Genomic DNA, 12,686 nt, shown 5'->3' with positions numbered 1-12,686 from the left:
AACCGAACTTGTCGGTGCGCGAAGTTAGTCTGCTCTCATGGACGGACCGGACTCTGCGCTACGCCGCTTGACCCGCGAGGCGGGAAAGCTGTTGCGGCCATATGGCTTTCACGGAACGGAAGCATCCTGGACCCAGGTCACCGAGGGCGGGGTCGCCTCGATCCGCCGCACCCGCGTCCAGCGGACCTGGACAGACGGTCAGCAGGCGCTCGGATTCGGTCTCGAGCTCAGCGCGACGCCGACCGCCTGGTGGGAATACTGCGCGTGGCGTGACGCTGTGCGCGACCTCCCGCCGGCGGCGCTCGAGCAAGCCACCGGTCCCGGCGTGATCGACAACCACGGCCTGAGCGCGGAGCTGACCGAGTTGTGGTGGCTGCGCGTCGATCCGGCCCACCGGGAGCGCCCCGCACTCCAGGCCGACGTCGACGCCGTGCGCGCCGATTTGCCGGTGCGCGTCCATGCCTACGCGCGCCGGGCACTGCGATTGCTCGAACCGGACGCCTATCTGAGCGAACTACTGGCGGACCCGAATCCACGGCCTGCCGTGCTGGAGGCGATCATCGTTCTGCTCGCCGAACGCGGGCCGGGATCGCGACTAGACGATGCGGTGACCCAGTTCCGATTATCCGTAGCCGACCCGAACGAGTCGGGCGCCGAGGACGTCATCGCCTACCTGCGCGGCCGAGCCGTTCCGGTCTGATCGCCCTGCTCGAGCAGCCGGACGGACGGCTCGCCATTATCATTCCGCCCGTGGGAGATGCGGTACAGGAAGATGCTCGGCGGGTTCGCCCCGGCAACCGGAAGGACTTCGGTGTCGCCGCCGAACTCTTGGCGGCCTCCTTGGCGAATGATCCGGCGAGCCTGTGGCTGCACCCGAAGGAATCCAGCCGCAGAACCCGGCTCGTCCGCTCGTTTCGATTGTCGCTCGATGACGCCCGCGATTGCAGCGACGGCGTCGACCTCGCGCTCGACAGCACCGGCGCGATCGTCGGCGTCGCGGTATGGCTGGCCACCTTTCACATCCTGCCGCGAGCGACGCTGGGCCGACAGCTGAGATCGATCCACACCTACGGTTCGCATGCCGGACGTGCCAGTGCCGGTGCGCGCGCGACCTACGCGGCAGGTGTGCAGGAGCAGCATTGGCACTTGCTGGCCGTGGGCGTCTCCGCGGCGGCGCGTGGGCACGGACACGGACGGGATCTGATCGCGGCGGGAATGTACCGAGCTGCCGCGGACGGCGTTCCCGTGCACCTGGAAACGACGAATCCCCACAACCTGTCCTTCTATGAACGCCTCGGATTCGAGACGACCGGGGTGCTCGACCTTCCGGGTGGCGGCCCGCGCAGATGGCTCATGCGTCAAGTGCCGCAACCGATCCCGAATCCCGCTCGGGACCGGCGACCGCGCAATACCTGAAGGCGCTCCGAAACGCGAGAAGTTCGCGATGGAAATTGTTGTGGAAATCCATGACAATTCCGCGGAAAGGGAATTGGAACGTCAAAACCTGTGCACGGTGATAGCGGTCCGCGTGGTGGCCGTGATCTGATCGAGATGTCCCGAAGCTGGGATGCTTCACAGAGTGCAAATAAGGATGACCGTATGAACTCCAGAATTTCCCGTCCGCTCGCCGTCGCCGCGATCGCGCTGTCCGCCGGTGCGATCGGCGCAGGCACCGCCACGGCCGCGGCGCCTGCGCCCGTCTCGGGTTCGGTGGAAGTGTGTGTTCCCCTTCCGCTCCCGGTGCTCGAGGTCAGCTTCTGCCTGTAACCGACTGACACGGCTAAATGCGGCGGTGGCGACACCGTTCACGGAGTGAAGATGTGCGCGGCTCCGGTTCGGATCCGCCACCGCCGCACCGTTGTGGACCCGCAGGCCCGCGGGTTTCTTTGTCGGAAAGCATCATTGATCCAGCCTTCTCTTACTCTTTGTCACAAGTGAAGGTTGGACGGGGGATTGTCGTTCACGGTAGTTTGGGGGCTTGCCCAGTGATCTGGGTGGGAAGGATTCATCATGGCTGGCGCAACGTCCATCGAGCCGTTCCTGACCGTTTCGGGGCGGCCGGTGTCGAACCCCTTGAAGGATGTACGGACGATATCCCGCCAGATGGTGGTGCATTTCATCGAGAATGTCGTGCCGTGCGGCACGCTGCCCGGCGAAGCACTCGACGGAGACGTCACCACGGTGACCCGCGTCTGTCTCGAGCTGACCAGGAGCATGCTCGACGGCCGCGATATCCCGGGACGGGTCGAGCGAGTACAGGCCGCCGCCGCCGATTGGGCGCGCGAGGGAATCCCGATCGACACCATTCACGACGCCGTGCACGAGGGCTTCAAACTGGGCTTCGATCTCGTCATCACCAACGTCACCAATCATGACTACGACACCGTGGTCGGGGTGGCTCGGCGGCTGATGGACGCCCAGAAGATGATCACCTCGGCGGTCTCGGTGGCCTACGTCCGCGAATTGCGATCGGTGGACAGTGAGCACCACACCGCGGTGCACACCCTCACGTCGGCGCTGCTCGGCGGCCAGAACACGTCGACGATGGCGCGTGAATGTGGCATCGAGGTCGCCGATCGCTATCACGTGATGGCGCTCGAACTCCCGCCGCACGCAGAGGAATTCGATCCCACTCTGGACGCGAAAGTCGTCGCGCGACGGAAATTGCGCCGCGTGCAGGCAGAACTGGCGGACCGCTGTGACGGGAAGGTGCTGTCGCTGTTGAGCGTGGACGGCGGCACGCTACTGTTGCCCGCGCACGAATTCACCCAGGTGGAATTGGATGAGCTGATCGTGCACCTGTCCGCCGCGGCGCAGGTGCCGGTGCGTGCGGTGGCGACGTCGGCGACGCCGTCCGAAATCCCGCACGCCGCCGAGCAAGTCCATGAACTCGTCGAAATCGTGCATCGGTTCGGTGGTCCGAGCAAGGTATATCGCCCGCACGAATTGGCCTTCGAATATCAGCTGACCCGGCCGGGCCCCGCGCGCGATTATCTGAGTTCCATCGTCGATTCCCTCGAAGCGCACCCGGAACTACTACGCACGCTCGAGGTGTACATGTCCACGAATATGCAGCGGTCACGGACCGCGCGCATGATGTTCATCCACACGAACACCGTCGACTACCGATTGAAAAGGATCGGCCAGATGACCGGGTTCGACCTCAACGACGTGTCCGGTCTGTGTCATCTGCGCGCCGCTCTGTTGATCCGGGCCCACCGCGGGTCCGGATCAACAGAGCTCTATCGGCCTCCGAGCGAAACCAGTTCGCGCGCGGGCTGATCACATGGGGTAGAGCGGGTGCTTACGCGGGTTGAACTCCGGCTTGACCGGCGGCTTGTCGCGCAGCAGACGCAGTGCGTGCCGGATCTCGAGGCGGGTGCGTGAGGGCTCGATCACCGCGTCGATGTAGCCGCGCTCGGCGGCGACCCACGGGGTGGCGATGGTCTCGTTGTACTGGTTGATCATGAAATCGCGCGCCGCGGCGCGGTGTTCCTCGGGGACAGCGGCCAATTGGCGTTTGGCGGCGAGGTCGACCGCACTTTCGGCGCCGATCACGGCGATCCGGGCGGTCGGCCAGGCGAAGCTGACATCAGCACCGACCTGACGGCAGCCCATCATTCCGTAGGCGCCGCCATAGGACTTGCGCACCACCAGGCTGATGATCGGTACTGTCGCCTCGATGATCGCGCGTGGCATCCGGCCGCCCCGGATGATCACGCCCGCGTCTTCCTGATCGAGGCCGGGCAGCACGCCGGGAGTATCGGTGACGAAGATCAGCGGGATGTTGAAGGCGTTGCACAGCCGGATGAAGTAGGTGCCCTTGTCGGAGCACGCGGCGTCGACGGACCCGCCGAGGACCAGTGGCTGATTGGCGATCACACCGACCGGATAGCCGTCGACCCTGGCGAACCCGGTGATCAGGTTCGGGGCGAAAGCCGCCCGGATCTCATGGAATTCACCATCGTCGAACAGGCGCAACAGGACGTCGTGCATGTCGTAACCCGCACGATCGGAATCCGGGATGATCGTCTCGAGTTCCAGGTCGTAGGCGGTGATGTCGGGTTCCAGGCCGGGATTGACGACCGGCGGCTGTTCGAGGCAGCTCGACGGCATATAGCTGAGGTAGTTGCGGGCCCAGTCGAAGGCTTCCTGCTCGTTGTCCGCGACGTGATGCAGGGTGCCACGTTTGGCCTGCACCTCCGCGCCGCCGAGCGCCTCGGCGCTGATGTCCTCACCGTTGACGGCCTTGATCACGTCGGGCCCGGTGACGAACATGTAGGTGTCCTTCGTGCCGACGAGCACGTCGGTATTGATCGGTCCGTAGACCGAGCCCGCCGCGCATTTGCCGAGCATGATCGACACCTGCGGCACATAGCCCGACAGCTTCTCCAGAACCCGGGTCATATCGCCGAACGAGGCGAGTGAACCGGCCGCGTCCTGCACCCGCGCGCCGGGGGATTCGTTGATCGTCACCACCGGGCAACCGTTGTCGAACGCGAGTTTGAGCGCCTGCATGAACTTGCGCGCCGCCGTGATACCGACCGACCCGCCGTACACGGTCGGATCATGAGCGATCACGATCACTGTCCGGCCATGGATCAGCCCACGACCGGTCACCAGTCCGTCGCCGTAGAGGGCATCGGGCTGTCCGGGCTGACGTGCCAACGCTCCGATTTCGATGAATGTCCCAGGGTCGAGCAGCATGTTCATCCGCTCGCGAACGCTCGGAACGCCCTTCTTCGCTCGCTTCGCTACGGCGGCCTCACCTGCTGGTTCCGCGGCGATCGCCAGAATCTCGGCCAGCCCGTCGAGCTTCGCCTTGGTACTTACCACGCTTACTGCCACCTTCCAACCAACTCAAATGCTGTGCGCGACGGTAGTCGAATCACGGTGTGGCAGCGCGATAAGCGGGGGAGGCGGGAGAGGTCACAAAGTCTCGGCCGGCGATCTCATCGCATTCTCTACACCGAGCTCAGCGGTCCTCGTGGGTGGACGCGGTGACCGGCCAGATCGGCAGGCGAAGGGCGGCGGTGGCGGTGGCGGGCACGACGGGGTCGTTCGGTGCCACCGCGGCGATCCGCTGGTAGGGATCGCCGGGTGCGGGGCGTGGATCCGGTTCGCCCTTGTTGGGCCACAGCGCGGCCGCGCGTTCGGCCTGGGCGGCGATCGTCAGTGACGGATTGACGCCGAGGTTGGCCGAGATCGCCGAACCGTCGACGACGCTGAGACCGGGGTAGCCGTGGACCCGGTGATAGGGGTCGATGACGCCGTCGCTCGCATCGGTACCGATCACGCAACCGCCGATGAAGTGCGCGGTCATCGGGACGTTGAACACATCGGGCCAGGTACTGCCCGGTGTGGCACCGAGTTTCGCGGCGACGTGCCGGGTCGCCTCGTGCCCGGGCGGGATCCACGACGGGTTGGGTTCGCCGAAACCCTGCTTGCTGGTGAACCGGCGGCCGAACACCCCGCGCCGGGTGTAGGTGGTGATCGAATTGTCCAGGCTCTGCATCACCAGCAGGACCAGCGTGCGCTCGCTCCACCGGGTGGTGCGCAGCAGTCGCACGGTCTGCACCGGGTGTCGCCCGGCGATGAGCAGCACCCGCGACCATCGCGGCAGGCGCTGATCGCCGTCGACCAGATAGGTGTTGAGCAATCCCATGGCATTGGATCCCTTGCCGTAGCGCACGGGTTCGACGTGGGTATTCGGCGTGGGGTGGAACGAGGACGTGATCGCCACGCCCTTGGTGATGTCGACGGCGGGGTCGACCTCGGTGCGTCCGGCGCCGAGGATGGCTTCGGAGTTGGTGCGCGTGAGCACGCCCAGTCGCGGTGAGATCCCGGGAAGCACCGCGGTGTCGCGCATGCGGAACAGCAGGTGCTGGGTGCCCCAGGTGCCCGCGGCCAGGACGACATGTCGCGCCGACCGGGTGGCACGGTGTTTGCGGATCCAGCTCCCGGTGCGTTCGGTGTCGACCAGCCAGCTGCCGTCGGGTCGGGGCCGGATCGCGGTCACCGTGGTCATCGGCGAGACCACGGCGCCGGCCCGCTCCGCCAACCCGAGGTAGTTCTTGACGAGGGTGTTCTTGGCGCCGTGACGGCAGCCGGTCATGCATTCCCCGCACTCGATGCAGCCGGTGCGCTCGGGACCGACGCCGCCGAAGTAGGGGTCGGCGGCGGTCCGGCCGGGTTCGCCGAAATACACCCCGACCGGGGTCGGGACGAAGGTGTCGCCGACTCCCATCTCGTCGGCTACCGACTCGATGATCGTGTCGGCCGGAGTCATGTGCGGATTGCGCACGACGCCGAGCATGCGGCGGGCCTGGTCGTAATGGGGGCTGAGCTCGGCGTCCCAGTCGGTGATATCGGCCCACTGCCGGTCGCCGAAGAACGCCGATCCGGGTTTGTACAGGGTGTTGGCGTAGTTGAGCGAACCACCGCCGACCCCGGCGCCTGCCAGGATGAAGCAGTCGCGCAGGCGGTGAATGCGCTGGATGCCGTAGCAACCCAACCGTGGGGCCCACAGATACCGGCGCAGATCCCAGTTGGTCGCGGCGAAGTCCGCGTCCGCGAACCGGCGACCGGCTTCGAGGACACCCACGGTGTATCCCTTTTCCACCAGGCGCAGGGCAGTGACGCTGCCACCGAACCCGGATCCGACGATCAAGACGTCGTAGTCATAGGAAGGGGCGGCGGCGTTGCCGGGAGAGTCTGCTGACACGGACCCGACGGTAGAAGCCCGCGTGCCGACGCGACTGATTCGGCGCGCCGACTGGCAGAACTCACGATCTCGGGCGCGTAGTTATGGCACGGATGACAGCCGAAGGCCCGCCCACGTCCCGCACCTGGTGGGACGGGTGGGATGCCACCTCGAATATGTTGTAGGTCAACATGATTGATAGGATTTCGCAGTGAGTGGATGGTCCGGGACCGCAGACCTTGGCCGTCCACTCACTCGGGGGAGATACTTGTTCAACCAGCGGGCATCGCGACGCCTGCCAGCGGTCATCTCAGCGCCTCCGGCCGCTCGCGTTCGTCAGGTTGTATGGTGCTCGGCGGCCGCTCGTGCCTTGGCTACGTGCCGGTAACCCGCGCACGGTGCTTGTATATGGGGCACGGGGGTGCAGACTGCGCACGGACCGGGAGTTGCAAATCTCACCCGCAGGACGATGTCCTGGGTAAATGGAAGGAGTCGGCGAGTGTTCAGCCGTATCGCCATCGTGAATCGGGGCGAGGCCGCTATGCGCCTCATCCATGCCGTCCGTGATCTGGCGGCGGCAACCGGGCTACCGATCGAAACCGTAGCCCTGCACACCGACGTGGACCGGAACGCCACCTTCGTCCGGGAAGCCGATATGGCCTACGACCTCGGTCCGGCCTCGGCACGCCCGTATCTCGATCTCAAAGCCCTCGAGAATGCCCTCGTGGCCACCAAGGCCGACGCGGCCTGGGTCGGCTGGGGCTTCGTCGCCGAGGATCCCGCGTTCGCCGAACTGTGCGACCACATCGGCGTCACCTTCGTCGGGCCGAGCGCCGAGGCGATGCGCAAGCTCGGTGACAAGATCGGCGCCAAGCTGATCGCCGAGGAAGTCGGCGTGCCGGTCGCGCCGTGGAGCCGGGGCGCGGTCGACACCGTCGAAGACGCCATCGAAGCGGCCACCGCGATCGGCTACCCGCTGATGCTGAAGGCCACCGCCGGCGGTGGCGGTCGCGGCATCCGCGTGATCACCAACGAGGCCGAACTCGTCGACGCCTACGAGCGCACCAAGCAGGAGGCCGCCCGCGCCTTCGGCAGCGGCGTCGTCTTCCTGGAGCGCCTGGTCACGGGCGCCCGGCACGTCGAGGTCCAGGTGATCGCCGACGGTCAGGGCACCGCGTGGGCGCTGGGCGTGCGCGATTGCTCGGTGCAGCGACGCAATCAGAAGGTGATCGAGGAATCCTCCTCTCCCGTGCTGAGCGCCGAGCAGACCGCCGAACTCAAGGGCTCCGCCGAGCGCCTGGCGATCGCGGTCGGGTACTGCGGCGCGGCGACCGTCGAGTTCCTCTACCACCCCGGTGACCAGCTGTTCGCCTTCCTCGAGGTCAACACCCGCCTGCAGGTCGAGCACCCGATCACCGAGCTCACCACCGGTTTCGACCTGGTGCACGCGCAGCTGCGGGTTGCCTCGGGCATCAAGCTCGAGGGTGTGCCACCCGTCGAGCGTGGCCACGCCATCGAAGCCCGCCTCAACGCCGAAGACCCCGACCGCGACTTCGCGCCCGCCCCGGGCCGCATCGTGCGACTCGATCTGCCCGCGGGTCCCGGCATCCGCGTCGACACCGGCGTCAGCCAGGGCGACACGATCCCCGCCGACTTCGACTCGATGATCGCCAAGATCATCGCCTACGGCCGCGATCGCGCCGAGGCCCTCGGCCGGCTGCGCCGGGCCATGGCCCAGACCCGCGTCGTCATCGAAGGCGGCGCGACGAACAAGAGTTTCGTCCTCGACCTGCTCGACCAGCCCGAGGTCATCGACGCCAGCGCCGACACCGGCTGGATCGACCGGGTGCGCGGCGAAGGCCGCCTGGTGACCCATCGGCACTCCACCGTCGCGCTGGCGGTGGCCGCGATCGACGCCTACGAGGAAGACGAGCGGGTCGAGCGGCATCGACTGCTCTCGACCGCGTCCGGCGGGCGTCCGCAGGTACAGCACGAGAGCGGACGGCCGCTGGATCTGAAGCTGCGTGGCGCGGGATATCGCGTGCGCGTGGCCCGGATCGGCGCGCACCGCTTCCGCGTCGGCATCGAGGCCGGTGGCGAATTGCGCACCGCCGATGTCGATCTGGAGCGTTTCGATCACCACACCGGCCAGATCGTCGTCAACGGCACCCGCTACCGCCTGATCACCGGCACCCACGGACCCACCCATGTGGTGGACGTCGACGGCGTGACCCACCGAATCAGCCGCGACGAGGGCGGCGTCGTCCGCTCGCCCGCCCCCGCGCTGGTCGTCGGCACGCCGCTCGAGGTCGGCGCCGAGGTCGAGGCCGGAGCGCCCGTGCTGGTGCTGGAGAGCATGAAGATGGAAACGGTGCTGCGCGCACCGTTCCGGGCCCGGCTGAAGGAATGCGCGGTCTCGGTCGGCACCCAGGTCGAAGCGGGCGCGCCGCTGCTGCGGCTCGAGCCGCTCGCCGACGACGACGAAGCCGCCGAAGCCGAGACCACCGGCACCGTCGAACTCGATCTGCCCAGCGCGGCAACACCATTGCGCGCCCACGAGCGCGTGGCCCGCGGCCTGCAGGACCTGAGCAGCCTGCTGCTCGGCTTCGACGTGGACCCGCACGACGACCGCCGCGTCCTCGACGACTACCTCACGGCCCGCCGCGAAGCCGTCGCCGACAGCCTGCGCCCGCTCGCCGAAGAGCTCGAACTGGTGCAGATGTTCGCCGATCTCGCCGAGCTGAGCCACAATCGGTCGGCCGACGACGATCACGTCCAGGGCCACGTCCACAGCGCCCGTGAGTACTTCCACACCTACCTGCAGAGTCTCGATGTCGAGCGGGCCGGGCTCCCCGAGTCGTACCAGGCCAAACTCGGCACGGCGCTGCGCCACTACGGCGTCACCGAGCTGGACCGCACGCCCGACCTCGAAGCGGCGGTCTTCCGGATCTTCCTCGCTCAGCAGCGGCCCACCGACACCGTCACCGTCGTGACCGCGCTGCTGCGCGAATGGCTGACCGAGCCGATGCCCGACCAGGTGCTGCGCGAACCCGTCGGCCTGGCGCTCGAGCGTCTCGTCGCGGCGACGCAGGTGCGTTTCCCGGTGATCGCCGATCTCGCCCGCGGTCTGGTCTACGCCTGGTACGGCCAGCCGCTGCTGCGCCGCAACCGCGCTCGCGTGTACACCAACGTCCGCAAGCACCTGAGCTACCTGGACGCGAACCCGGCCGCCGACGATCGCGGCGCCCGGATCGCCGAAATGGTGCGCAGCACCGAACCCCTGGTGCGGTTGCTCGGCCAGCGGCTCGAGCGCGACAAGCCCGACCACACCTCGATGCTCGAGGTGCTGACCCGGCGTTACTACGGCAACAAGGGCCTCACCGGCGTCCGCACCGAACAGGTCGGCGACACCACGTTCGTCGTGGCCGAACGCTACGGTTCGACGCTGGTCTCGACCGCTGTCGGCTTCGACAAGCTCGACGCCGCACTGGACGGGCTCGCCGAACTGGCGAGCGGCGCCGTCTCCATCGACGCCGACATCTACCTCAGCTGGGAATCGCAGCCCGAGGACTTCGACGCGATGGCCGCGGCCCTGCAGGAGGTGCTGGGCGCGCACCCGGTACCGAATCAGGTGCACCGGATCACCGCCACCGTCGCGGGCAGCGGCGGTTCGGTCATGCACCACCACTTCACCTTCCGTCCGTCGGTGACGGGGATGGCCGAGGAACGGCTGATCCGCGGACTGCACCCCTACATCGCGCAGCGGATGCAGCTGGAGCGGTTGCGCAAGTTCGACCTCACCCGGTTGCCGTCCTCGGACGAAGAGGTCTACCTGTTCCGCGGTGTGGCCAAGGAGAACCCCTCCGACGAGCGCCTGATCGCCTTCGCCCAGGTCCGTGACCTCGCGGCATTGCGCGATCACGACGGCCGGTTGGTCGCCCTGCCCACCGCCGAGAGCGCCATCGCCACCTGCGTCGACTCGATCCGGCGGGCCCAGTCGCGGTTCCCCTCGGCCAAGCGGCTCAACACCAACCGCATCGTGATGTACATCTGGCCGCACATGGATGTCACCCGCGCGGAGCTCGAGACCATCGGCGGCCACGTGCTGCCGACGGCCGCGGGCGCCGGGCTCGAGGAGATCCTGCTCATCGCCCGCCAGCGCGATCCCGAGACCGGCGAGCTCACCAAGGTCGGCGTGCGGATCTCGTTCCGTCCCGACGGCGGATCCGAGGTGACGGTCGGCGAACGGACCGACGAACCCGTCGAGCCGTTGGACGAATACCGGCAGAAGGTGCTGCGCGCCGCGGCCCGCAACACCGTGTACCCGTACGAACTGACGTCGCTGCTGGGCGATTTCGCCGAATACGATCTCGACGCGAACCATGCGCTGGTGCCGGTCGATCGGCCCAAGGGCCACAACACCGCGGCGATCGTCGCCGGTGTGGTGACCACAGCGACCGCGCAGCATCCGCAGGGCGTGACCCGAGTGCTGCTGCTCGGTGATCCCACCAAGTCCCTCGGCGCGCTCTCGGAGCCGGAATGCCGCCGGGTGATCGCCGCGCTGGATCTGGCCGAGAGCCTGCAGGTGCCGCTCGAGTGGTACGCGCTGTCCTCGGGCGCGCGGATCTCGATGTCCTCGGGTACCGAGAACATGGACTGGGTGGCGGCCGCGCTCAAGCGGATCGTCGAGTTCACCCAGGACGGTCGCGAGATCAATATCGTGGTTGCCGGCATCAACGTCGGCGCGCAGCCGTACTGGAATGCCGAGGCCACCATGCTCATGCACACCAAGGGTGTGCTGGTCATGACGCCCGACTCGGCCATGGTGCTCACCGGAAAGCAGTCGCTGGACTTCTCCGGCGGTGTCTCGGCCGAGGACAACTTCGGCATCGGCGGCTACGACCGGGTGATGGGCCCGAACGGGCAGGCGCAGTACTGGGCGCCGAACCTGTCCGCCGCCCGCGATGTGCTGATGGCCCATTACGACCACACCTACGTCGCCCCGGGGGAGCAGGCGCCGCGTCGGGCCGCGACCGGCGATCCCGTCGACCGCGACATCTCGAGCTTCCCGCATGTGCTGGCGGACAGCAGCTTCGCCACCGTCGGCGAGATCTTCTCCGCTCACGCCAACCCGGATCGCAAGAAGCCCTTCGACATTCGCACGGTGATGCGGGCACTGGCCGACCAGGACCACCCGGTTCTGGAGCGCTGGGCCGGGATGGCAGACGCCGAGACCGCGGTGGTGCACGACGCGCACCTCGGCGGAATCCCGGTGTGCCTGTTGGGAATCGAGTCACGCAATGTGGCGCGACGCGGCTTCCCGTCCACCGACGGCCCCGACACCTACACCGCGGGCACCCTGTTCCCGCGTTCGTCGAAGAAGGCAGCACGGGCCATCAACGCGGCCAGCGGTAACCGGCCGCTGGTGGTGCTGGCGAACCTGTCCGGCTTCGACGGCTCGCCCGAATCGATGCGCAAGCTGCAGCTCGAGTACGGCGCCGAAATCGGCCGTGCCATCGTGAATTTCGACGGCCCCATCGTGTTCTGCGTGATCTCGCGCTACCACGGCGGTGCGTTCGTGGTGTTCTCGAAGGCGCTGAACCCGAACATGACGGTGCTCGCGCTCGAAGGATCGTTCGCCTCGGTGCTCGGCGGCGCGCCGGCCGCCGCGGTGGTGTTCGCCGGTGAGGTGAAGGCCAGGACCGCGGCCGATCTGCGCGTGCGGGAGCTGGAAAGCCGGGTGGCCAATGCCGTCGGCACCGACCGCGCGACGCTGAGTGCCGAACTCGACGAGACACGGTCCTCGGTGCGCGCGGAGAAGCTGGGCGATGTGGCCGCGGAATTCGACCGCGTGCACAACATTCAGCGCGCGGTCGAGGTGGGTTCGGTGGACGCCATCGTCAGCGTCGCGGATCTGCGTCCGCGGATCATCGACGCGATCGAGGCGCGACTGCCCGCGTAGTACTCGGCGGACCGGGCTCGG

At 67.5% G+C, this 12,686-nt stretch carries 7 protein-coding genes; 5 read left to right on the top strand and 2 right to left on the bottom strand.

Annotation, left to right across the window (positions count from 1 at the left end; genetic code table 11):
• The first annotated feature begins 37 nt into the window (after positions 1 to 37).
• From ACFVVI_RS33200 to ACFVVI_RS33185, 4 genes are all read left to right on the top strand, one after another.
• Complete coding sequence (locus ACFVVI_RS33200; RefSeq protein ID WP_387448616.1) at positions 38 to 700, top strand: hypothetical protein; 663 nt, start codon at positions 38 to 40, stop codon at positions 698 to 700.
• Between the two features lie 50 nt (positions 701 to 750).
• Positions 751 to 1,416, top strand: coding sequence for a GNAT family N-acetyltransferase (locus ACFVVI_RS33195; RefSeq protein WP_387448614.1), 666 nt, complete (start codon positions 751 to 753; stop codon positions 1,414 to 1,416).
• Between the two features lie 183 nt (positions 1,417 to 1,599).
• Positions 1,600 to 1,767, top strand: a complete 168-nt coding sequence (locus tag ACFVVI_RS33190) for a hypothetical protein (protein ID WP_378995084.1) — start codon at positions 1,600 to 1,602, stop codon at positions 1,765 to 1,767.
• 243 nt (positions 1,768 to 2,010) lie between these two features.
• Entirely contained in the window at positions 2,011 to 3,282 is a 1,272-nt protein-coding gene (locus ACFVVI_RS33185) for a PucR family transcriptional regulator (RefSeq protein ID WP_378995082.1), read from the top strand.
• On the opposite strand, the gene ACFVVI_RS33180 is transcribed toward ACFVVI_RS33185, so the two are convergent.
• Positions 3,283 to 4,836, bottom strand: a complete 1,554-nt coding sequence (locus ACFVVI_RS33180; protein WP_378630165.1) for an acyl-CoA carboxylase subunit beta — start codon at positions 4,834 to 4,836, stop codon at positions 3,283 to 3,285.
• A 139-nt stretch (positions 4,837 to 4,975) separates the two neighbouring features.
• On the bottom strand, positions 4,976 to 6,724 hold the full coding sequence (locus tag ACFVVI_RS33175) for an FAD-dependent oxidoreductase (protein ID WP_387448609.1): 1,749 nt from the start codon (positions 6,722 to 6,724) through the stop codon (positions 4,976 to 4,978).
• A 478-nt stretch (positions 6,725 to 7,202) separates the two neighbouring features.
• Here ACFVVI_RS33175 and ACFVVI_RS33170 point away from each other — a divergent pair, with 478 nt between their 5' ends.
• Positions 7,203 to 12,665 carry a carboxyl transferase domain-containing protein gene (locus ACFVVI_RS33170; protein ID WP_387448606.1) on the top strand — a complete coding sequence of 1,821 codons (5,463 nt, stop codon included), beginning with the start codon at positions 7,203 to 7,205 and terminating at the stop codon, positions 12,663 to 12,665.
• The last annotated feature ends 21 nt before the right edge of the window (positions 12,666 to 12,686 follow it).

This window comes from Nocardia sp. NPDC058114 (genome assembly GCF_042884695.1).
Taxonomy (GTDB): domain Bacteria; phylum Actinomycetota; class Actinomycetes; order Mycobacteriales; family Mycobacteriaceae; genus Nocardia.
Note: the sequence above shows the minus strand (reverse complement) of the source record. Positions and strands in the feature narration are given on the sequence as shown.

Excerpts from the sequence above, each read along its gene's own strand:
- ACFVVI_RS33185 (WP_378995082.1), top strand. The coding sequence starts at position 2,011 with ATGGCTGGCGCAACGTCCATCGAGCCGTTCCTGACCGTTTCGGGGCGG.
- ACFVVI_RS33190 (WP_378995084.1), top strand. The coding sequence starts at position 1,600 with ATGAACTCCAGAATTTCCCGTCCGCTCGCCGTCGCCGCGATCGCGCTG.
- ACFVVI_RS33200 (WP_387448616.1), top strand. The coding sequence starts at position 38 with ATGGACGGACCGGACTCTGCGCTACGCCGCTTGACCCGCGAGGCGGGA.